This window comes from Kribbella sp. CA-294648, assembly GCF_050943845.1.
Classification (GTDB): Bacteria; Actinomycetota; Actinomycetes; order Propionibacteriales; family Kribbellaceae; genus Kribbella.
Map to the genome: position 1 here is coordinate 7,769,779 of NZ_CP191981.1, position 19,065 is coordinate 7,788,843.

The window sequence follows — 19,065 nt, forward strand, 5'->3', positions numbered from 1 at the left end:
CGGCTGGGGCGCGGGGACTGTCCACATCCAGTCCCGCAGCCGGTCCTTCTCGTGGGTCAGGTTGCGCAGGTCGGTCTCGGCGTACTCGAACTCCGGCGACCAGAACAGCGCGTCGAACGGGCAGGCCTCGATGCAGATCCCGCAGTACATGCACAGGCTGAAGTCGATCGCGAACCGGTCCAGCACGTTCCGGCTGCGTTCCCGCGCCTGCTCACCGACCGACGGCGCGGTCTCGGTGTGCGAGTCGATGTAGATGCACCAGCTCGGGCACTCCCGCGCGCAGAGCATGCAGGAGGTGCAGTTCTCCTCCATCAGCGCGATCACGCCGCGGGTCCGGGGCGCCAGCTCCGGCTGGACGTCGGGGTACTGCTCGGTGACGGCACGGCGGCCCAGCGTCTTGGCGGTGACCTTCAGGCCATCGATCAGACCCTTCCCTGGTACAGCCACGCCCCCTCCTCCGGTCAGTCGGTCCTGCACGCTGACATTAGTCGGTTTCGCGGCGTCACGGTGCCAGGAGGTGTCAGAGTTCGCGTTCCAGGCGCGCCGCGACCTGCCGATAGCGGGCCACCGGGATCAAATGCACGCCTTGGAACGCCCCGCTGTCCCGGATCTTCAGGATCTGCTCGCAGGCCGCGTCGACCCCCGCGTCGCGGTCCCGCTCGACCGCTGCCACCAGCGCGTCGGGGATGGTCAGCTGCGGCAGTTTGGCCAGATCGGCGGCCATCTTCGCACTCGCGAGCACCATCACCCCGGCGTACACGGGAATGTCGAGCGCAACGCTGTCCCGCCACCGGAGCAGCTCGTCGAGGTCGTAGCTGACCTGCACGTAGAGGAAGTCGGCCTCGGCCTTCCACCCCGGTACTGCGCGCAGCCGCGTCGCCGCGCCGACCTGGAACGGCGCGATCCCGGGGAAGCTGGTCTCGCGGGCCTCCTCGATCATCGTCCGCACGGTCAGCTGACTGGTCCGCCCACCCGCCGTCGGGTTGTCACCGTGAACGAACAGGAACTGCTCCACCCCGTACGCCGCTGCCGTCAGCAGGTCGCGCCGGAATCCGAGCAGGTTGCGATCCCGCGAGTTGAGACAAGCGATCCCCCGCGCCCCCATCGCCTGCACCTCATTGGCCACGGCAACACTCGAAACAGTCGCCCGCCCGATGTGGTTGTCCGGAATCAGAAACGCGTCCGCGATCGGGCTCATCACCCCGATCTGATGCCGAACCTTCTTCAGATCCGGCCGCGTCGGCGGCTCCACCTCACACACCAACTCAAACCCGTCACCCATAGCACCGGACTGTATCCACCCCACCGTCAACCGATGGGCAAATATCAACCACTGATCTGGGCGGTCAGAGAGCGTTGAGGTTTTGTTGGAGGAAGTGGCGTTCTGGGGTGTTTTCGGTGAGGGCGAGGGCTGATTTGTAGGCTGCGGCGGCTTCGGGTCGGCGGTTCAGGCGTTTGAGGAGTTCGGCTCGGATGGCGTGGAAGAGGTAGTAGTTGCCGAGGTCGAGATCGTCGACGAGAGCGAGGGCTGCGGCTGGGCCGTCGACCTCGGCGATGGCTACTGCGCGGTTGAGGGCTACGACCGGGCTTGGTTCGAGCGCCAGTAGGTGGTCGTAGAGCTGGACGATCTGGCGCCACTCGGTGTCTTCGGCGGTAGGCGCGTCGCTGTGGACGGCGTTCATCGCGGCCTGGAGTTGGTACGGACCGGGCTGGTCGCGGCGGAGGCAGCGGCGTACGAGGTCTTGGCCTTCGGCGATGAGCTCGCGATCCCAGAGGGTGCGGTCCTGATCGGCCAGCAGGACGAGCGAACCGTCCGCGGCAACCCGGGCGGGGCGGCGGGACTCCTGCAGGAGCATCAGCGCGAGCAGGCCGACCGCCTCGGGCTCGTCCGGCATCAGCTCGACCAGCAGCCGACCGAGGCGGATCGCCTCCTGGCAGAGCTCGGTGCGGATCAGCTCATCCCCCGACGACGCGGCGTACCCCTCGTTGAAGATCAGGTAGACCACGGCCAGTACGCCGCGAACCCGCTCGGGGAGATCAGCCTCGTACGGAACCCGGTACGGGATCCCCGCGCTGCGGATCTTCGCCTTCGCCCGGACAATCCGCTGCGCCATCGTCGGCTCGGGCACCAGGAAGGCGCGGGCGATCTCGGTCGTGGTGAGCCCGCCGAGCAACCGAAGTGTGAGCGCGACGCGGACGTTGAGCGCGAGCGCAGGGTGACAACAGGTGAAGATCAGCCGAAGCCGTTCGTCGCGCACAACCCCCTCCTCCACTGGCTCGTCCTGCGCCTGCAGCAACGCCGCCTGCGCATGCTTGTCCTCCCGAGAGGACTCACGCCGCAGCCGATCGATCGCGCGGTTGCGCGCGGTGGTGATGATCCAGCCGGCCGGGCTGGGCGGAAGACCGGCGGCCGGCCACTTTTCGACCGCGGCCGTGAACGCCTCCTGGACGGCGTCCTCGGCGATGTCGAGATCACCGAACACCCGAGCCAGTACTGCGACCGCCCGCCCGTGCTCAGCCCGGAACACAGCCGCCACCTCGGCAGCCGAAACCCGGCCGGCCCCCGCGGAGGAGTCGCCGGCTGGCGCGTCGCCGACAGCTGGCGTGGTTCCGGGCTGCTCGGTCATTCGGCGAAAGGTCTGACCTCGATGGACAGTGGTTGCAGGATGCGGGCAAGCTTGCGGGCCCAGCCGAGTGCCTCGTCGAGGTCGCCGGCCTGGATGACGGTGAACCCGCCGAGGTGTTCCTTGCCCTCGGTGAACGGGCCGTCCGTCATCAGCAGTTCGTCGCCGTCGGCCCGCAGTACGGTCGCCGACTCCGGCGGGTGCAGGCCGGCGCTGAAGACCCAGGCTCCGGCCGCGCGGAGCTCGTCGTTCAAGTCCGCGAGGTTCTTCATGATCGGGTCGAGGATCTCAGGCCCGGGCGCCGGTCCGTCGGGCTGGTAGATGCTGAGCAAGTACTGCTTCATGGTGCCTCCTTTACCCCTATACGAACGGGCTCAGCCCGGATCGACAGGCAGCCACACCGTAATCGCCAGCCCGCCCTCGTCGCGGGGTTTGGCGCTGATCGACCCGCCGTGCGCCTCCGCCACCGACTGCACGATCGACAGCCCCAGACCCGCCCCCTTCGCCCCGACCAGCCGGTTGTCGGCGAGCCGGTGGAACGGCTTGAACAACCCCTCCACCTCGTACGGCGGAACGTGCGGCCCGCTGTTGGTCACCTCGACCTCGACCTGGTCGCCCGTCGTACGACTCGTGACGCGCACCCAGCCGCCTTCCGAAACGTTGTGGCGGATCCCGTTCTCCACCAGGTTGTGGACGAGCCGCTCGAGCAGCAGCGCATCACCGCTGGTCGGCGCGTCGCCGGGAGCTGCGGTGAGGGTGACGCCCGCGGTGTTCGCCTCGGCCGTGAGCTGGGCGGTGACGTGGGTGATCACGTCGGCCAGATTCACCGGATAGGTGGCCGTGAGTTGTTTCTCCGAGTCTGCGAGCAGGAGCAGACCCGCGATGAGGTGTTCGTGGCGGGTGTTGATCTCCAGCAGGGTCTCGCCGAGTTGCTTGACGTCGTCGGAGGCGGTCTTGCGGTGCATGGCGACCTCGACCAGGGCGCGGCCGAGGGTGAGCGGGGTGCGCAGTTCGTGCGAGGCGTTCGCCACGAACCGGCGCTGCCCGTCGAAGGAGTGGTCGAGCCGCTCGACCATCGTGTCGAAGGCGTCGGCCAGCTTCTTCACCTCGTCGTCCGGGCCGTTCAGCGCGATCCGCTCGTGCAGCCCGCGCCCCGCGGCGGGCGCAGCCGCGATCCGCTTCGCTGTGTCGGTGACCCGGTGCAGAGGCGCCAGCACCCGCCCGGCCACCAGCCAGCCGAACCCTGCCGCCAATCCTCCGACCAACACCAGCGCGATCGAGCCTTGGCTCAGCAACGTCTTGGTGGCGGCTGCCTTCACCTCTGCGCTCTGCTGCCGCATCGCCTGCTCGGCGTCCGAGCCTGCCAGCACCAAACCATCCTTGTTCATCAGGTATAACCCCCGTTGCGGGAACTGCCCCTGAGACGGCATGGGAATCGACGATGGCGGCGCGGTGGTGCCGGGGGCGCTTGGGGTGCCGCCCGGGCCGGATGTCGGGGCGGTGGTGGGTGTCGGGGCGGCGGTGCGGCCCGAGGTGGCGGCGGCTCCCGAGGTTGCGGGTGCGCCAGTTCCGGCGGGCGTGGGCGACGACGTGGTGTGGAAGTTGCCCTGGATGACGACCTTGCGGCCGGAGAGTTGCTGGCTGAAGAGGGCGTAGGTGACACCCAGCAGCAGTACGCCGGCCAGCAGGAACAGGCCGCCGTAGATCAGGGTGAGACGGGCGCGCAGGGTCAGCTTCATGGGATTCGGTACCCGACTCCGGTGACGGTTTCGACGATCGCGGGCTCGCCGAGTTTGCGGCGCAGCTTGAGGATGGTGAGCCGGACCGCGCCGGTGAAGGGGTCGACGTGTTCGTCCCACGCCTTCTCCAGCAACTGCTCGGCCGACACGGTGGCCCCATCGGCCCGCAACAACTCAGCCAGTACTGCGAACTCCTTCTTCGCCAGCGGCACATAGCGACCGTCGCGGAACACCTCGTGGCGCGACGGGTCCAGCGTCAGCCCGCTCCGCCGGAGTACGGGTGGATCGGCCGGGCGGCTGCGGCGGCCCAGGGCCAGCACCCGTGCCGCCAGCTCGGGAAACGCGAACGGCTTGGTCAGGTAGTCGTCGGCACCCAGCCCCAACCCGTCCACCCGATCGGTGATCGACGCGGCAGCCGTCAGCATCAGGACGCGCGTCGCCGACGCCGAGTCGACCAACTGACGACACACGTCGTCACCGTGGACGACGGGCAGATCGCGGTCCAGCACCAGTACGTCGTACTGGTTGACCGCGAGTCGCTCCAGCGCGGCCGCACCGTTCTCGGCCACGTCGACGGCGTGGGTCTCGTCCCGCAACCACTCCGCGATCGCTGCCGCGAGCAACGGTTCGTCCTCGGCCACCAACACCCGCATCAACCGCTTCCTTTCCCCGTCGGTGCCTCCATGATCGCCGACGCCGCGTTTCCCCGGCGTTATCTCCGGCAGGAAACGGTGGGGAAACGGGCCACCGACTTGTCTTGAGCCACCAATCCCATCCCAAGGAGAAGAACGTGATGCGCAAGCATTCCCTCGGCGCGGTGGCCGCTCTGGCCCTGACGCTGACTCTGGCCCTCACCGGTTGCGGTTCCGGCGACAACGCGACCGACAACCAGGTCGCATCCGGCGGCGACCAGCCTTCAGCCAGCACCAGCACCGGGGGCACCGGTGGTGACACCTCCGGTCTCAGCCGGGACGAGAAGTCGATGAAGTTCGCCCAGTGCCTGCGGGAGAACGGCGTCAACGTGCCCGATCCCGAGCCGGGCAAGGGCCCGATGATCAAGCTCGACCCGAGCAGCGGTGTGACCAGGGAGCAGATGGACAAGGCCATGGAGGCCTGCAAGGAGTTCAGCCCGCAGGGCGAGGGGACCAACCCGCAGCAGGAGGAGAACGGCCGCAAGTACGCCGCCTGTATGCGGGAGAACGGAGTGGAGAAGTTCCCGGACCCGAAGCCCGGCCAGCGCGGCATCATGATCGACAAGTCGGTCGGGGAGGACCCGGACATGGCGAAGGCCCAGCAGGCCTGCCAGAGCATCTTGGCAGGTAAGTGATGGCCCGTAGAGCCCTGCTGACGGCGGTCGCCGTACTGGCCGCCGGAGGTGGGCTCACCGCCACACTGCTGACCAGAGGCGACAGCAGCCAGGCAGCGAGCGAGGCACCGGCTGCACTGGTCAACACCGCCAAGGTGACTCGCCAGACGCTCCAGGACACCGAATCTGCCGACGGCGAGCTCGCCTACGGCACCAGCACCACAGCAGCCAGCAGAGGGGCCGGGACCCTCACCTGGCTCCCCGAGAGCGGGCAGCAGCTCAGTCGCGGCCAGACCCTCTACCAGGTGAACAACCTGCCGACCACCTTGCTGTACGGCGCGCTACCGGCGTACCGGCGGCTTGCGGAGGACAGTGAAGGGCAGGACGTGCTGCAGCTCGAGCAGAACCTCAAGGCCCTGGGCTATGACGGCTTCACGGTCGACGACGAGTACACGTCAGCTACTGCCGAGGCGGTTGAGGAGTGGCAGGAGGACCGCGGCCTGGAGGAGACCGGCGTGGTCGAGCTCGGGCAGGTCGTGTTCGCCTCCGCAGCGGTCCGGGTGGACAACCTGCAGGCGCAGACCTCCGATCAGGTCACCCCCGGCCAGAAGTTGTTCAGCTACACCGGCACGACGAAGGCCGTGACGGTCGAGCTGGAGGCGTCGGACCAGCGGCTGGCCAAGAAGGGCGCGGCGGTGGCCGTCACGCTGCCGGACGACAAGACGGTCGCGGGCAAGATCTCCGAGGTTTCGACCCTGATCGTGCCGGCCGCCGGCCAGGATCAGGAGCCGGAGACCAAGGTCGAGGTGATCATTGCCTTGAGCAACCAGAAGGCGGTGGCGGCGTACTCGCTCGCTTCGGTCGACGTGACCTTCACGGCCGCGGAGCGGAAGAACGTGCTGACCGTTCCGGTCGCCGCGCTGCTCGCCCTGCAGGAGGGTGGCTTCGGCGTCGAGGTGGCCGGCGGTGACGGTACGACGCGGTACCTGCCGGTGAAGACCGGCTTGTTCGCGGCCGGCCGGGTCGAGATCAGCGGCAAGGGCATCACCGAAGGCCTGGCCGTGGGGGTGCCCAAGTGATCGAGCTGACCGACGTGACGAAGGTGTACTCCGGTGGGGTCGCCGCGCTGGCCGGGGTGTCGCTGCGGATCGAGCCAGGCGAACTCGTCGCGATCGTCGGCCCGTCCGGCTCCGGCAAGTCGACCATGCTGAACATCCTCGGCACCCTCGACCGCCCGACCACCGGCCGGGTCCGGATCGACCGGTACGACGTGGCGCGGCTCTCCGACGCGGGCCTGTCCGCGTTGCGGGCCGGCCGGATCGGCTTCGTCTTCCAGCAGTTCCACCTCGCCTCCGGCGTACGGGCCGTCGACAACGTCGCGGACGGACTCCTGTACTCCGGGCTGTCGCGTTCCCAGCGGCGCAAACGCGCGGCAGCAGCGCTTGAAAGGGTCGGCCTGGCTCACCGTCTGGACCATGAGCCGCACGAACTGTCCGGTGGTGAACGCCAGCGGGTCGCGGTCGCCCGAGCGGTCGCCGGGGAGCCCGCCGTACTGCTGGCCGATGAGCCGACCGGTGCGCTCGACTCGGCGTCCGGGGCAGGGGTCATGCAGTTGCTCCGCGACCTGAACGGCGCCGGGACGACGGTCGTCGTCATCACGCACGACCGCGACATCGCCGCCTCCCTTCCGCGACAGGTGCTGATGCGCGACGGCCGGATCACCACGGAGGTGCACTGATGACAACTCAGGTCTCAGCGCATGCAGCCGGCCGAGCGCCGGAGTTGCGGCCGGCCCGGATGGGCTTCGGAGATGTGGTCCGGGTCGGAGCTGTCGGGCTGCGGACCCGGCCCTTGCGGGCGTTCCTCTCGGCGTTGGGCATCGCGATCGGCATCGCGGCGATGGTGTCCGTGGTGGGCATCTCGGCGTCGTCGCGGGCCGAGCTCAACGGGACACTCGATGCCTTGGGCACCAACCTGCTGACCGTTGCCCCGGGCACCCGGTTGACCGGTGAGCAGGCGGAGTTGCCGTTGACCGCGGAGGCGATGGTCCGGCGGATCGGGCCGGTCGAGGCACTGTCCGCGATCGGGCGGGTGGACGGCGCGTCGGTCTATCGCAGCGACCGGATCCCGGCGATCCAGACCAACGGCATCGCCGCGTTCGCCGCTCGTACCGACCTGCTGGCCACGATCGGGGCAACGGTCCGCAGCGGTCGCTGGCTCGACGCGGCGACCGGGTCGTACCCGGCGACCGTGCTGGGCTCGGCGGCGGCCGAACGGCTCGGCATCAGCAGGTCGGGAACCGATACCAAGGTGCTGATCGGCGACGAGTGGTTCACCGTCGTGGGCATCCTCGAGCCCGCCGCGCTGGCCCCCGAACTGGACAGTGCCGCGCTGATCGGCTGGCCGGCGGCGAGTTCGACGCTGGGCTTCGACGGGCATGCCACGAGGATCTACACGCGCTCCCCCGACACGCAGGTTGCGGCGGTTCGCGACGTACTGGGTGCCACCGCCAATCCCGAGGCGCCGAACGAGGTCGACGTCTCGCGTCCGTCCGATGCACTCGCGGCGAAGCAGGCAGCAGGCGACGCGTTCACGGGGTTGCTGCTCGGCCTGGGTGCGGTCGCGTTGCTGGTCGGCGGAGTGGGCGTTGCCAACATCATGGTGATCTCGGTGCTGGAGCGCCGGGCCGAGATCGGGTTGCGCAGGTCGCTCGGCGCGACCAGGGGTCAGGTGCGGACGCAGTTCCTGACCGAGTCGTTGCTGTTGTCGGCTCTGGGCGGTATCGGTGGGGCGATGCTGGGCAGCGCGGTCACCGCGGGCTATTCGTCGTACCAGGGCTGGATGACGGTCATCCCGTTGTGGGCGCTGACCGGTGGGGTGGCGGCGACGTTCGTGATCGGCGGGCTCGCGGGGCTCTATCCGGCGATCCGCGCGTCGAAGCTGTCACCGACCGAGGCGCTGGCCACGCCGTAATACCAGCCGTAGTACTAGTAGAAGATGACGACCCCGATGCCGGTGAGCGCGAGCTGGAGCAGCGCCACCGGCACGAGGCCCTGCCAGGCGAGCTTCTGCAACTGGTCGGCGCGCAGCCGCGGGAACGCCACCCGGATCCAGATGACCAGCACCGAGACGGCCGCCACCTTCAGGATCGTCCAGATCCAGCCGATGCTGTCCGGACCCGGCCCGCTCCAGCCACCGAGGTACAGGACCGTGGTGAGGCCGGCCAGCACGACGATCCCGGCGTACTCCGCGAGCAGGAACATCGCGAACCGCAGACCGGTGTACTCCGTGTAGGGCCCGAAGATCACCTCGGAGTCGGCCACCGGCATGTCGAACGGCGGACGCTGCAACTCGGCCAGCCCGGCGATGAAGAACACCACCATGCCAGGCAGCTGCCACAGCAACCACCACGGGTTCCAGACGCCGACGATGCCGGTCAGGCTCAACGTGCCGGCCGCGACCGCGACGCTGGCCGCGGACAGGACGAACGGCAGCTCGTAGCTCATCAACTGGGCCGCGACCCGCAGACCACCGAGCAGGCTGTACTTGTTGCCGCTCGCCCAGCCGGCCATCAGCGAGCCCAGTACGCCGATGCTCATGACGGCGAGGACGTAGAAGAGTCCCGCATCCAGGTCGGCGCCGACGATGCCGGGGGCGAGCGGGATCGCGGCCATCGCCGCCATGTACGGCAGGATCGCGACGATCGGGGCCCACTCGAAGACGCGCTTGTCCGCGGCGGCCGGGGTGACGCTCTCCTTCTGCAGGAACTTCACGCCGTCGGCGACGAGTTGCGCCCAGCCGTGGAACGCGCCGGCGTACATCGGCCCGAGCCGCGACTGCATGTGCGCCATCACCTTGTGCTCGGCCTGACCGACCAGCAAGGGCGCGACGAGGAACGCGACCAGCACCCCGACGACCCGCACCACGAACTCGAGCATGACCGCCACCCTACCGAGTCCGGCTTGACCTGAACCAATGTTGAGGTCGAAGGATGTGGACAACCACCGATTGAAGGAGTTGTTGAAGATGACCACCATCCTCGTCACCGGAGCGACCGGGCGCGTCGGGCGCCACGTAGTACAGGGCCTGCTGGACGCGGGAGTGAGTGTGCGGGCGCTGGTCCGGACCCCTCTGCTTGCTGGGCTGCCTAACGAAGTGGAGGTGGTGCAAGGTGATATCTACGACCCGGCTGCTGTCGAGCGGGCGGCCAGTGAGGTTGATGCGGCGTTCCTGCTGTGGCCGTCGTACTCCGCTGAGGGCGCGGGCGACGTCGTGGCCGCGTTGACCAAGCAGGTGCCGCGCGTGGTCTACCTGTCGTCGTTGAACGTCGCCGATGAGGACCCTGCCGCGAGCGGGGTGTGGGGCGAGATCGAGACGATGCTCAGCGATGCCGACTGGACGTTCCTGCGGCCGGGCGGGTTCATGGTGAACACGCAGGAGTGGGCCGACGAGATCCGCACGGGCGACGTCGTACGGATGCCGTCGCCTGGAGCCGGCCGGTCGCTGATCCACGAGCGGGACATCGCGGCGGTCGCAGTACTGGCGTTGCTGGACGACAAGCACATCGGCCAGACCTACCGGCTGACCGGCCCGGAGGTGCTGACGCAGGCGGAGCAGGTCGCCGTACTGGGTGAGGCGGTCGGCAAGTCGGCGCGGGTGGAGGAGCAGAGTGCGGAGGCCGTGCGGCAGGCCATGGTCGAGCAAGGCGTCGACCCAAGTTTCGCCGACGGGGCGCTGGCCTACTGGGCGTCGCTGGTCGACACTCCCGAGCCGGTGACCGACACAGTCGAGTCGCTGCTGGGCCGACCGGCGCTGACGTTCCGCGAGTGGGCGGAGGAGCATGCCGACGAGTTCCGCGTCCTACCGACCGCTGAGGTGGCGAACCGGTACGTCGAGGCGTTCCGCACCGGCGACCTCTCCCGGGCGACCTCCCTGATCGCACCCGACATGGTCCGAGTCGCCCCACTCGAGGGAACCGGCGACCACCAGGGCCTCGCCGACATCATGGCCAACGCCCAGCAACTCACCGCCGACGTCGAGATCCTCGGTGTAGACCTCCTCGGCCCCCTCCTCCTCGACGACCACTTCGCCGTCCGCTTCACCTTCGACGCCCGCGACCGCACCACCGGCGACCGCGACGCGTCCACCAAACTCTCCCTCTACACCGTCACCACCGGCCGCATCACCCGAGAAGAAGTCTTCTATCTCACCCCTCCGCCGGGTGCCTGATATCGTTTGATATCAGCCGGTCTAGGAGGCGCACATGAGTGATGTGTTGATTCGCGACGTTCCTGACGAGGTGCTGTCGGCGATCGATCACCGGGCCCGCGATCTCGGGCTGTCGCGGAACGAGTACCTTCGCCGGCAGCTCACCCAGGTCGCGTGCCGCACTCATCACGCGGTGACGGCGGCGGACCTTCGCCGGTTCTCGCAAACCGTCCCGGACCTCGGTGATCCGGACGTCATGGACCAGGCCTGGTCGTGACGCCGACCGGCGAGACTCGGCGCTGGCTGGTCGACAAGTCGGCGCTGGTTCGGCTGGGTGACAGTTCCGCCGCCGACGAGTGGGCCAATCGGATCGACCGGGGTCTGGTGCACATCGCCACGGTGACGTTGCTGGAGGTCGGCTTCTCGGCGAGAACCGCCGAGGAGCACCGGCTGGCCCTGCAGCATCCGCCGATCTCGTCGATGCCGGTCGAGCGCAGCACGCCGGCGATCGAACGGAGATCGCTGGCCGTGCAGGCGTTGCTCGCGGCCGGCGGTCAGCACCGTGCGCCGTCGGTGCCCGACCTGCTGGTCGCCGCAACCGCCGAGCTGGCAGGCCTGGTCGTCCTGCACCTCGACAAAGACTTCGACCTGATAGCCACCATCACCGGTCAACCCCTGGAGCGGCTGGACACAGCCTGAGTTCGATCCGCGGTCAGGACGAAGCGTCGTCGGGAGGTGTCGCGGAGGGCGAGGACTCGCCCGGCTCGGCGGGATCCGGTGCTGGTTTGGGTTCGGCTTGTTTTGTGGTGCGGCGTTCGCCGGGGGTGCGGCGGGGGCGGGCGGGGGTGGCGGCGGTTAGGGCGGGGGCAAGGGGGTCTGGGGCTGGGGAACCGGGTGGGCGGGGGCCCCAGGAGTCGGGGTCGGGGACGCCTGGTGGGAGGGTGCGGCGGCGGCTGGGGGCCCCTGCCTTCTTCGCTGGGGCGTGGTCGGATTCGCCTGGTTCTTTGGCGCCGGGCCAGGGTTTGGCTACTCGGGAGGCCAGGACGAATTCCTTGCGGAGCGGGTTGCCCTCGAAGCCGTCCGGGAGGAGGAGTGGTACGAGGTTGGGGTGGTCTTCGAAGGTGATGCCGAACATCTCGAAGGTCTCCCGCTCGTGCCAGTTCGCGCCGGCGTACAGAGCGGAAAGTGTTGGCAGCAAGGGCTTCTCGCGCGGGATCAGGGTGCGCACGATCACGTGGTCGACATGCGCGCCGCCCCAGAAGTCGGCCAGGTGGGTGACCACCCGGAACCCGTCGGCGAGTTCGTCGCTGGCGGTGAGGAAGTCGAAGAAGGTCAGCCCGACCTCGTCCCGGAGTACCTCGTGCGTCGTCACCCACGACTCGGCCGGTACGTCGATCGTCGGCGGGCCGAAGCTGTCCACCTTGGTCGCCGTGATGCCCGCCTCGGTGAGCGCCCCCAGCACGTCGTCGCTCATCGCGCCTTCTTCTCGGCAGCAGAATCAGCAGCACCGGCCGGCGACGCAGCGTCCGGCGGGGTGATCAGCGAGCGGGTCAGTGCCAGTGGCGACGGCTCGTACCGGTCGGCGACGTTCTCCCCCGCGATCTTCTCCTGCAACTTGAGGATGCCCTGCAGCAGCGCCTCCGGCCGCGGCGGGCAGCCGGGCACGTAGACGTCGACCGGGATGATCTGGTCGACCCCCTTGGTGACGCAGTACGAGTCCCAGTACGGCCCGCCCGAGTTGGAGCAGGAACCGAACGAGATCACGTACTTCGGCTCCGGCATCTGGTCGTAGAGCCGCTTGATCGCGGGCGCCATCTTGTCGGTCACCGTGCCCGAAACGACCATCAGGTCGGCCTGCCGCGGCCCCGGCGCGAACGGGATCACGCCGAGCCGGATGAAGTCGTGCCGGCCCATCGACGCCGCGATGAACTCGATCGCGCAACAGGCGAGACCGAAGTTGAAGACCCAGAGCGAGTACTTGCGTCCCCAGTTCAGCAAATACCGCACCGGCTCGGGCGCAAGCTTCGCCAGCCCCCCGACGGCCGGCCGCACCGTCGGCATCGGCAGATGAACTCCGCTGTCTGGCATGTGGTCAGCCTAGTCCGACAATCTCCTCGGCGAAGATCTCCGGGCATTCGAGTGGCGCGTAGTGCCCCACTCCGTCGACGAACCGCAGCCTGACATCACTGAAGAAGTCGTCAAGCCGGTCCGACCACGCCCGCGGAAACAGCGGATCAAACTCGGGCCACAGCACCACCGTCGGTACGCCGATCCGCTCGTACGACGCCGGCGCAGTCTCGGCCGCGGAAGTTCGCCACCGCGCGCTACCGACGTCGTACCCAGCCAGCACCGGCCGCTCCAGCCCAAGCTCCTCAGTCAACCCCAGGACGCTCCGCCCCCTGCCCAGCAACCCCGTACTGCGCACCCGGGTCGACCGCATGCTTGTCCGACTCCCCGAACCCCCGCAGGTCCGAGGCATGACCCCATCACAGCAGGTTGAGCAAGTGACCTGTTGCGGACGTCAGGCCGCCTTCCACGGGAAGTGTGATGCCAGTGATCCACGCAGCGTCGTCGGATGCGAGGAAAGCGATCGCTGCGGCCACATCCTCGGCCTGCCCGACTCGGCCGAGTGGGTAGATCGCCTTCAGCTCCTCCAGCAGAGCCTCCTTGCCGATGAACCGGTCCGTCGCCACCGTCGCCGGCGCCACCACGTTGAACCGGACACCCTTGGGTCCGTGGTCGGAGGCCAGGTTGCGCACGAGGTTGGCCAGCGCGGCCTTCGCAGCGGCGTACGGAGCAGTACCGAGGGCGATCTCCGCACTGATCGAGCCGACCAGGACGGCGGACCCACGGGACTCGATGAGGTGCGGCAGCGAGGCCTGGATACAGCGAGTCGCTCCGGTGAAGGTGAAGTCGTACTGCCGGCCCCACTGCGCCTCAGCGGGCTCGGTCCCCTCGAGCGCAAGATTGTGCCCGGCGACATTGGCCAGCACGTCGAGCCGCCCGAACCGCTGCACGGTCGCCGCAACCGCCGCTTCGACCGAGGCGGTCGAGGTGATGTCGCAGTCGAGCGCCACCGCCGACCCGCCGGCCTGCGTGACCTCAGCGAGGACCGAGGCGGCGCCCTCCGCATCGATGTCGCCGGCACCGACGGCGGCACCCTCAGCCGCGAGCCGCAGTACGGTCGCGCGCCCGATGCCGTGGGCCGCTCCGGTCACGAAAGCGACCTTGTCCTCGAATCTCCGCACAGCCGTCTCCTCCACTCGGGTCTCCGACGCTAGGTCCTAGAGAAAGGTCTAGGTCAACCTCGTTCCTTGACCGCACCCCGCCGCCGACCTACCGTGAACTGGACAGGACTGAACAGGTCCATTTTTCGGGCAGGAGTGACTCGATGGCCGATCAGTTGCGGGTGGATGCTCCGGAAGTGCGAGCGTTCGCGGTCGAGGCCAACGGCCTGAACGTGATCGACGACGCGGATCGCAAGGGCACCCCGCGCCAGCTGTTCTGGCCGTGGTTCGGGGCGAACGTCTCGGTGCTCGGGCTCAGCTACGGCGCCTTCGCACTCGGCTTCGGGATCTCGTTCTGGCAGGCGGTGATCGCCGGCGTCCTCGGCGTCACCTTCTCGTTCCTGCTCTGCGGGCTGGTCGCGCTGGCCGGCAAACGCGGTTCGGCGCCGACGCTGGTGCTGAGCCGGGCCGCGTTCGGTGTCCGCGGCAACAAACTTCCGTCGCTGGTGAGCTGGCTGCTGACGGTCGGCTGGGAGACCGTGCTGACCATCCTCGCGACGCTGGCCACGGCGACCGTCTTCGAACGGCTCGGCTGGGGCGGCGGCGACCTCACCAAGCTGGTCGCGCTGGTCGTCGTCGGCGCCCTGATCGTCCTCTGCGGCGTGCTCGGCTTCGACCTGATCATGCGGGCCCAGACGATCATCACGATCGTCACCGGCGTCCTGACCGTCGTCTACATCGCCCTTGTCGCCGACCAGGTCCACTGGAGCACGGTCAGTTCCCTCCCGAGCGGATCGAGCCAGCAGGTGGTAGGCGCACTCGTCTTCCTGATGACCGGCTTCGGCCTCGGCTGGGTGAACGCGGCCGCCGACTACTCCCGCTACCTGCCCCGGTCCGCGTCCAGCCGCGGCGTGGTCGGCTGGACGACCTTCGGCTCCACGATCGCGCCGGTCGTCCTGCTGGTCTTCGGCCTGCTGCTGGCCGGCTCCTCCCAAGACCTCAGTACGGCGATCGCGTCCGACCCGATCGGCGCCCTCGCCGAAGCGCTCCCGACCTGGTTCCTGGTGCCGTTCGTGATCGTGGCCGTACTCGGGCTGGTCGGTGGCGCGGTCCTGGACATCTACTCGTCCGGCCTCGCCCTGCTGTCGCTCGGCCTGCCCGCCCCGCGGTACGTCGCCGCGTTCGTCGACGGACTCGTGATGATCGTCGGCACCGTCTACGTGGTGTTCTTCTCCAGCGACAACTTCCTGTCCCAGTTCCAGGGCTTCCTGATCACCCTCGGCGTCCCGGTGGCGGCCTGGTGCGGCATCATGCTCGCCGACCTCGCCACCCGCCGGCGTGACTACGCCGAGGCCGACCTGTTCGACCGGCGCGGCCGGTACGGCGACATCCAGTGGTTGCCGATAGCAACCATGGTGATCGCCACCGCGATCGGCTGGGGCCTGGTCACCAACAGCCTGGCCGGCTGGCTGACCTGGCAGGGCTACCTGCTCGAACCGCTCGGCCTCGGCGGCAAGGAAGGCGCCTGGGCGTTCGCGAACCTCGGCGTCCTGTTCGCGCTGGTCGTGTCGTTCCTGGTCCAGTACTTCGCCGGACGCTCGCGGGTCCAGGCCCAGGAGGTGACCGCCTGATGGCACGAGTCCTGGCCCTGATCGACCTGCAGCGCATCTTCGCCGACCCCGAGAGCGGCTGGGCCACGCCCGACTTCCAGCGCGTCATCAAGCCGACCCAGGAACTCATCGAGCTCTTCCCAACAGTGATCTTCACCCGCTTCGTCGCTCCGGAGCAGCCGACCGGCTCCTGGGTCCCGTACTACGAACAGTGGCCGTTCGCGTTGCAGCCGCCGGACTCGTACGCCTACCAACTGGTCGACGAGTTCCACGGCGCGCCGACTCTCGACAAGACCACCTTCGGCAAGTGGGGGCCCGAGCTGGCCGAGGCGGTCGCGCCGGGCGGATCGCTGGTGCTCGCCGGTGTCACCACCGACTGCTGCGTGCTGACGACGGCGCTGGCGGCGGTCGACGCCGGAGTACAGGTTCAGGTCGTGGCCGATGCGTGTGCTGGGGTTGACGAGGCCAGCCATCAGAAGACGCTCGACATCCTGCGGTTGTACGCGCCGATGGTCGAGGTCGTCACGGTGGACGAGCTACGGAAGCAGAGCCAGTGATTCGTGGAGTGAATCTCAAGCACGAGCGGATCGCCTCGATCCTCGCTCGCGAGATCCGCTCCGGCCGGGTCGGGCACGGCAGCCAGCTGCCCGGCGAGGTCGAGCTGGCGAAACGGTTCGCGGTCAGCCGGAACACGGTCCGCTCGGCGCTCGCCGTACTGAACGAGGACGGGCTGATCACCACCCGGACCGGCAAGGGGTCGTTCGTCCTGTTCGACGGCCGGCCGCTGGACGACCGGCTCGGCTGGTCGCACGCGCTGGCGCAGCAGGGTGTCGAGACGCGGTTGACGACCCTGCGACTGGCCCACGATCAGGACCATGAACTGGCCGAGCGGCTCGGCCTGGACTCGCCCGACGTGATCGTGATCCAGCGGCTGCGGGTGATCGTGGGCGGCGAGGCGATCTCGATCGAACGCAGCTGCATCCCGGCACTGGAAGCCCTGCGCGACCTGCCGGAGCGCGGGCTGTACGACGACTCCATCACCGCGACCCTCAGCCGCGCCGGGCTGCACCTGGACCACGGCGAACAACGCCTCCGCGGCCGCCCGCTCGACCCCGAAGAAGCCATCCTCCTCGACCGCCCCGAAGGCACCTGGTTCCTGCACACCCGCCGGGTCAGCTACACCGCCGACAACCGCTTCGCCGAACAGGTCGACAGCCTCCTCGACCCCACCCACTTCGAACTCAACCTCACCTACTCCGGTCCGACCCGATGACGCCGTTTCAGGGGTCAACCCCCGAGGTGGTGGGTTGCCACCTCAGTTTCCGGGGTGGCAACCCACCACTTGAGGAGTTGACCCCTCAAACGCCCATCAGCCGGCGGACGCCATGAGTACCCCGGGGATGCGCGCCGCAGGCGCGCTTTATGGGCTCGCTATCGGAGATGCGCTTGGTATGCCGACCCAGTCGTTGCCGAGAGCACTCATTGTCGAGCGGTACGGCGAAGTGGTCGACGGGTTTCATCCGGCGCCGGACGATCAGCCGTTGGCGGCGGGGATGCCGGCGGGGGCTGTCACCGACGACACGGAGCAGGCGCTCCTGCTTGCGCGGCTGGTGGTGACGTCGGGCGGCGAGGTCGACGGCCGGGAGCTCGCCTGGCAACTGCTGGAGTGGGAAGACGGCATGCGGGAGCGCGGTTCGCTCGACCTGCTCGGACCGTCCACCCGGCGTGCTATCGACGAACTGCTGCAGGGCAAGGACATCGAAGAGACCGGACGCTACGGCACCACCAACGGCGCCGCGATGCGGATCACCCCGGTCGGCATCGCCACCCCGTCCATCGACCTCGACCTGCTCGTCGATCGCGTGGTCGCCGCCAGTGCCGCGACCCACAACACCGGTCTCGCACTGGCCGCCGCGGCGGCCGTCGCGGCAGCGGTCAGCGCGGGCATCGACGGCGCGACCATCGCCGAGGCGACGGAGCACGCGGTCGCGGCCGCAACCAAAACCTCGACGAGCGGCCACTGGGTGGCTGGTGCGGACATCCCGACCCGCATCACCTGGGCCACCTCCCTGATCGACACGGCGCCTGGCACTACCCCTCCTCGGCCGGGCGCCGTGTCTGTACTTCTCTACGACCTCGTCGGCACCAGCCTCGCCAGCCAGGAGTCCGTACCGGCCGCGTTCGCCGTCCTCGCCGCGTACCCCGACGACCCCTGGCTCGCCGTCCGCCTGGCCGCCTCACTCGGCGGTGACACCGACACCATCGCCGCGATCGCCGGTGCCATCGCGGGCGCGTGCCACGGCATTGACGGCTTCCCAGCTGAGGCGCGCGTCAAGGTTGCCGAGGTCAACAACCTCGAGCTCGACGACCTCGCCGACCAGCTCCTCAAGGTCCGCGCCGCGTGAGACTCCTCCACCTCGGCAACGTCGTGATCGACCTCGTCCTCACCGTCGGCGATCTCCCGGTCCGCGGCGGTGACGTCATCGCCTCCAGTACTACGGCCACCCCCGGCGGCGGCTTCAACGTGATGGCCGCCGCCGTCCGTCTGGGCCTCCCCACCCTGTACGCCGGTGCGCATGGCACCGGCCCTTTCGGCACCCAGGCTCGCAACGCGATGCAAACCGCGGGCATCAACTGGTTGCACCCGGCAAGAGAAGACGTCGACACCGGCTTCGTCGTCACCCTCGTCGACTCCACCGGCGAACGCACCTTCGTCACCTGCCCCGGTGCCGAGGCCACTCTCACCGGCGACGAGCTCCCGGAACCCGCGGACGACGACCTCGTGTACCTGTCCGGGTACAGCCTGTTGCACGACTCCAACCGCGCCGCCCTGCTCCCCTGGCTCGCCAAGCTGGCGGACCACGTCCAGGTGTTCTTCGACCCTGGCCCACTCGTTGCCGAGATCCCCGACCATGCCTTGCAGGCCGTGCTCGCCAGAGCCGACTGGTGGAGTTCCAACGCGGCCGAAGCCACCTCATTGACCGGCCTGTCTGACCCGGCCGAGGCGGCTCACGCAGTACGGCGGAGAGCCGGCCGGGCCGGTGTGCTCGTCCGCACCGGGGCGGGTGGTTGCCTGGTCGCAGTACGGGGTCAGGGCGTCACGCAGGTGGACGGGTTCGCAGTACCGGCTGTGGATCTCAATGGGGCTGGCGATGCGCACAGCGGGGCGTTCCTGGCCGGTATTGCCGAGGGCAAGGAACCGGTGGAGGCCGCACGCCGGGCGAACGCGGCCGCTGCCCTTGCGGTCACCCGGCGCGGACCGGCCACCGCACCTACTAGGGACGAACTCGAGGCCTATCTAAGGGGTCTCTAGGCATGGCATAGGGATTAGTGCTGATGTGGCCCTTCTCC

General features: G+C 68.9%; 22 protein-coding genes and 1 pseudogene. 12 read left to right on the forward strand and 11 right to left on the reverse strand.

What is annotated here, in order from left to right:
- Positions 1-96: 96 nt before the first annotated feature.
- From ACQPYM_RS37095 to ACQPYM_RS37120, 6 genes and pseudogenes are all read right to left on the reverse strand, one after another.
- Positions 97-312 (reverse strand): annotated as a pseudogene (locus ACQPYM_RS37095) (4Fe-4S binding protein); the annotation flags it as partial.
- Between the two features lie 208 nt (positions 313-520).
- A complete protein-coding gene (locus ACQPYM_RS37100; RefSeq protein WP_433010363.1) occupies positions 521-1,282 on the reverse strand; it encodes a methylenetetrahydrofolate reductase in 762 nt (253 codons plus the stop codon).
- Between the two features lie 64 nt (positions 1,283-1,346).
- Positions 1,347-2,627: an RNA polymerase sigma factor gene (locus ACQPYM_RS37105; RefSeq protein WP_433010366.1), complete on the reverse strand. Its 1,281-nt coding sequence runs from the start codon at positions 2,625-2,627 to the stop codon at positions 1,347-1,349.
- Positions 2,624-2,968, reverse strand: coding sequence for a YciI family protein (locus tag ACQPYM_RS37110; RefSeq protein WP_433010368.1), 345 nt, complete (start codon positions 2,966-2,968; stop codon positions 2,624-2,626). The genes ACQPYM_RS37105 and ACQPYM_RS37110 overlap by 4 nt, the downstream gene beginning before the upstream one ends.
- Positions 2,969-2,998: 30 nt before the next feature.
- Positions 2,999-4,363, reverse strand: a complete 1,365-nt coding sequence (locus ACQPYM_RS37115; protein WP_433010371.1) for a sensor histidine kinase — start codon at positions 4,361-4,363, stop codon at positions 2,999-3,001.
- Entirely contained in the window at positions 4,360-5,016 is a 657-nt protein-coding gene (locus tag ACQPYM_RS37120; protein ID WP_433010374.1) for a response regulator transcription factor, read from the reverse strand. The genes ACQPYM_RS37115 and ACQPYM_RS37120 overlap by 4 nt, the downstream gene beginning before the upstream one ends.
- Before the next feature lie 140 nt (positions 5,017-5,156).
- On the opposite strand from ACQPYM_RS37120, the gene ACQPYM_RS37125 reads away from it, so the two are divergent.
- From ACQPYM_RS37125 to ACQPYM_RS37140, 4 genes are read left to right on the forward strand one after another with little or no spacing between them, the layout of a single operon-like run.
- Entirely contained in the window at positions 5,157-5,690 is a 534-nt protein-coding gene (locus ACQPYM_RS37125; RefSeq protein WP_433010376.1) for a hypothetical protein, read from the forward strand.
- The gene (locus ACQPYM_RS37130; RefSeq protein ID WP_433010379.1) at positions 5,690-6,748 is read left to right on the forward strand and encodes an efflux RND transporter periplasmic adaptor subunit; all 1,059 of its coding nucleotides are present in this window, start codon (positions 5,690-5,692) and stop codon (positions 6,746-6,748) included. The genes ACQPYM_RS37125 and ACQPYM_RS37130 overlap by 1 nt, the downstream gene beginning before the upstream one ends.
- The gene (locus ACQPYM_RS37135) at positions 6,745-7,407 is read left to right on the forward strand and encodes an ABC transporter ATP-binding protein (RefSeq protein ID WP_433010381.1); all 663 of its coding nucleotides are present in this window, start codon (positions 6,745-6,747) and stop codon (positions 7,405-7,407) included. The genes ACQPYM_RS37130 and ACQPYM_RS37135 overlap by 4 nt, the downstream gene beginning before the upstream one ends.
- On the forward strand, positions 7,407-8,642 hold the full coding sequence (locus ACQPYM_RS37140; protein ID WP_433010384.1) for an ABC transporter permease: 1,236 nt from the start codon (positions 7,407-7,409) through the stop codon (positions 8,640-8,642). The genes ACQPYM_RS37135 and ACQPYM_RS37140 overlap by 1 nt, the downstream gene beginning before the upstream one ends.
- A gap of 14 nt (positions 8,643-8,656) precedes the next feature.
- Here ACQPYM_RS37140 and ACQPYM_RS37145 read toward each other — a convergent pair whose 3' ends face one another.
- Entirely contained in the window at positions 8,657-9,607 is a 951-nt protein-coding gene (locus ACQPYM_RS37145; protein ID WP_433010387.1) for a complex I subunit 1/NuoH family protein, read from the reverse strand.
- Between the two features lie 88 nt (positions 9,608-9,695).
- On the opposite strand from ACQPYM_RS37145, the gene ACQPYM_RS37150 reads away from it, so the two are divergent.
- The 3 genes from ACQPYM_RS37150 to ACQPYM_RS37160 are packed head-to-tail and all read left to right on the forward strand — an operon-like array spanning position 9,696 to position 11,576.
- Positions 9,696-10,898 (forward strand): NAD(P)H-binding protein, encoded by a 1,203-nt coding sequence (locus tag ACQPYM_RS37150; protein WP_433010390.1) that lies wholly within the window; start codon positions 9,696-9,698, stop codon positions 10,896-10,898.
- 34 nt (positions 10,899-10,932) lie between these two features.
- Positions 10,933-11,154 carry a type II toxin-antitoxin system VapB family antitoxin gene (gene vapB, locus ACQPYM_RS37155; RefSeq protein WP_433010392.1) on the forward strand — a complete coding sequence of 74 codons (222 nt, stop codon included), beginning with the start codon at positions 10,933-10,935 and terminating at the stop codon, positions 11,152-11,154.
- Positions 11,151-11,576: a PIN domain nuclease gene (locus ACQPYM_RS37160; protein ID WP_433010395.1), complete on the forward strand. Its 426-nt coding sequence runs from the start codon at positions 11,151-11,153 to the stop codon at positions 11,574-11,576. Before vapB ends, ACQPYM_RS37160 begins: the two co-directional genes overlap by 4 nt.
- A 13-nt stretch (positions 11,577-11,589) precedes the next feature.
- Here ACQPYM_RS37160 and ACQPYM_RS37165 read toward each other — a convergent pair whose 3' ends face one another.
- From ACQPYM_RS37165 to ACQPYM_RS37180, 4 genes are all read right to left on the reverse strand, one after another.
- On the reverse strand, positions 11,590-12,351 hold the full coding sequence (locus ACQPYM_RS37165) for an NADH-quinone oxidoreductase subunit C (protein ID WP_433010398.1): 762 nt from the start codon (positions 12,349-12,351) through the stop codon (positions 11,590-11,592).
- The gene (locus tag ACQPYM_RS37170; RefSeq protein ID WP_433010401.1) at positions 12,348-12,965 is read right to left on the reverse strand and encodes an NADH-quinone oxidoreductase subunit B; all 618 of its coding nucleotides are present in this window, start codon (positions 12,963-12,965) and stop codon (positions 12,348-12,350) included. The genes ACQPYM_RS37165 and ACQPYM_RS37170 overlap by 4 nt, the downstream gene beginning before the upstream one ends.
- Positions 12,966-12,969: 4 nt before the next feature.
- Positions 12,970-13,257, reverse strand: a complete 288-nt coding sequence (locus ACQPYM_RS37175; protein WP_433010404.1) for an alpha/beta fold hydrolase — start codon at positions 13,255-13,257, stop codon at positions 12,970-12,972.
- Between the two features lie 106 nt (positions 13,258-13,363).
- The gene (locus ACQPYM_RS37180) at positions 13,364-14,125 is read right to left on the reverse strand and encodes an SDR family NAD(P)-dependent oxidoreductase (protein WP_433010407.1); all 762 of its coding nucleotides are present in this window, start codon (positions 14,123-14,125) and stop codon (positions 13,364-13,366) included.
- Positions 14,126-14,268: 143 nt separating this feature from the next.
- On the opposite strand from ACQPYM_RS37180, the gene ACQPYM_RS37185 reads away from it, so the two are divergent.
- The 5 genes from ACQPYM_RS37185 to ACQPYM_RS37205 all read left to right on the forward strand — a co-directional run bounded on the left by ACQPYM_RS37185 (position 14,269) and on the right by ACQPYM_RS37205 (position 19,027).
- Positions 14,269-15,735, forward strand: a complete 1,467-nt coding sequence (locus tag ACQPYM_RS37185) for a purine-cytosine permease family protein (protein WP_433010410.1) — start codon at positions 14,269-14,271, stop codon at positions 15,733-15,735.
- Positions 15,735-16,271: a cysteine hydrolase family protein gene (locus ACQPYM_RS37190; RefSeq protein ID WP_433010413.1), complete on the forward strand. Its 537-nt coding sequence runs from the start codon at positions 15,735-15,737 to the stop codon at positions 16,269-16,271. Before ACQPYM_RS37185 ends, ACQPYM_RS37190 begins: the two co-directional genes overlap by 1 nt.
- The gene (locus tag ACQPYM_RS37195; protein WP_433010416.1) at positions 16,268-16,987 is read left to right on the forward strand and encodes a GntR family transcriptional regulator; all 720 of its coding nucleotides are present in this window, start codon (positions 16,268-16,270) and stop codon (positions 16,985-16,987) included. Before ACQPYM_RS37190 ends, ACQPYM_RS37195 begins: the two co-directional genes overlap by 4 nt.
- A gap of 178 nt (positions 16,988-17,165) precedes the next feature.
- Positions 17,166-18,119, forward strand: coding sequence for an ADP-ribosylglycohydrolase family protein (locus tag ACQPYM_RS37200; protein WP_433010418.1), 954 nt, complete (start codon positions 17,166-17,168; stop codon positions 18,117-18,119).
- Positions 18,116-19,027 (forward strand): PfkB family carbohydrate kinase, encoded by a 912-nt coding sequence (locus ACQPYM_RS37205; RefSeq protein ID WP_433010421.1) that lies wholly within the window; start codon positions 18,116-18,118, stop codon positions 19,025-19,027. Before ACQPYM_RS37200 ends, ACQPYM_RS37205 begins: the two co-directional genes overlap by 4 nt.
- Positions 19,028-19,065: the final 38 nt, after the last annotated feature.

Bases quoted from the DNA above. Each gene is read 5' to 3' on its own strand.
- ACQPYM_RS37100 (WP_433010363.1), bottom strand. From the start codon at position 1,282: ATGGGTGACGGGTTTGAGTTGGTGTGTGAGGTGGAGCCGCCGACGCGG.
- ACQPYM_RS37185 (WP_433010410.1), top strand. From the start codon at position 14,269: ATGGCCGATCAGTTGCGGGTGGATGCTCCGGAAGTGCGAGCGTTCGCG.
- ACQPYM_RS37145 (WP_433010387.1), bottom strand. From the start codon at position 9,607: ATGCTCGAGTTCGTGGTGCGGGTCGTCGGGGTGCTGGTCGCGTTCCTC.
- vapB (WP_433010392.1), top strand. From the start codon at position 10,933: ATGAGTGATGTGTTGATTCGCGACGTTCCTGACGAGGTGCTGTCGGCG.
- ACQPYM_RS37105 (WP_433010366.1), bottom strand. From the start codon at position 2,627: ATGACCGAGCAGCCCGGAACCACGCCAGCTGTCGGCGACGCGCCAGCC.
- ACQPYM_RS37200 (WP_433010418.1), top strand. From the start codon at position 17,166: ATGCCGACCCAGTCGTTGCCGAGAGCACTCATTGTCGAGCGGTACGGC.
- ACQPYM_RS37115 (WP_433010371.1), bottom strand. From the start codon at position 4,363: ATGAAGCTGACCCTGCGCGCCCGTCTCACCCTGATCTACGGCGGCCTG.
- ACQPYM_RS37140 (WP_433010384.1), top strand. From the start codon at position 7,407: ATGACAACTCAGGTCTCAGCGCATGCAGCCGGCCGAGCGCCGGAGTTG.
- ACQPYM_RS37190 (WP_433010413.1), top strand. From the start codon at position 15,735: ATGGCACGAGTCCTGGCCCTGATCGACCTGCAGCGCATCTTCGCCGAC.
- ACQPYM_RS37120 (WP_433010374.1), bottom strand. From the start codon at position 5,016: ATGCGGGTGTTGGTGGCCGAGGACGAACCGTTGCTCGCGGCAGCGATC.
- ACQPYM_RS37165 (WP_433010398.1), bottom strand. From the start codon at position 12,351: ATGAGCGACGACGTGCTGGGGGCGCTCACCGAGGCGGGCATCACGGCG.
- ACQPYM_RS37125 (WP_433010376.1), top strand. From the start codon at position 5,157: ATGCGCAAGCATTCCCTCGGCGCGGTGGCCGCTCTGGCCCTGACGCTG.
- ACQPYM_RS37110 (WP_433010368.1), bottom strand. From the start codon at position 2,968: ATGAAGCAGTACTTGCTCAGCATCTACCAGCCCGACGGACCGGCGCCC.
- ACQPYM_RS37150 (WP_433010390.1), top strand. From the start codon at position 9,696: ATGACCACCATCCTCGTCACCGGAGCGACCGGGCGCGTCGGGCGCCAC.
- ACQPYM_RS37170 (WP_433010401.1), bottom strand. From the start codon at position 12,965: ATGCCAGACAGCGGAGTTCATCTGCCGATGCCGACGGTGCGGCCGGCC.
- ACQPYM_RS37130 (WP_433010379.1), top strand. From the start codon at position 5,690: ATGGCCCGTAGAGCCCTGCTGACGGCGGTCGCCGTACTGGCCGCCGGA.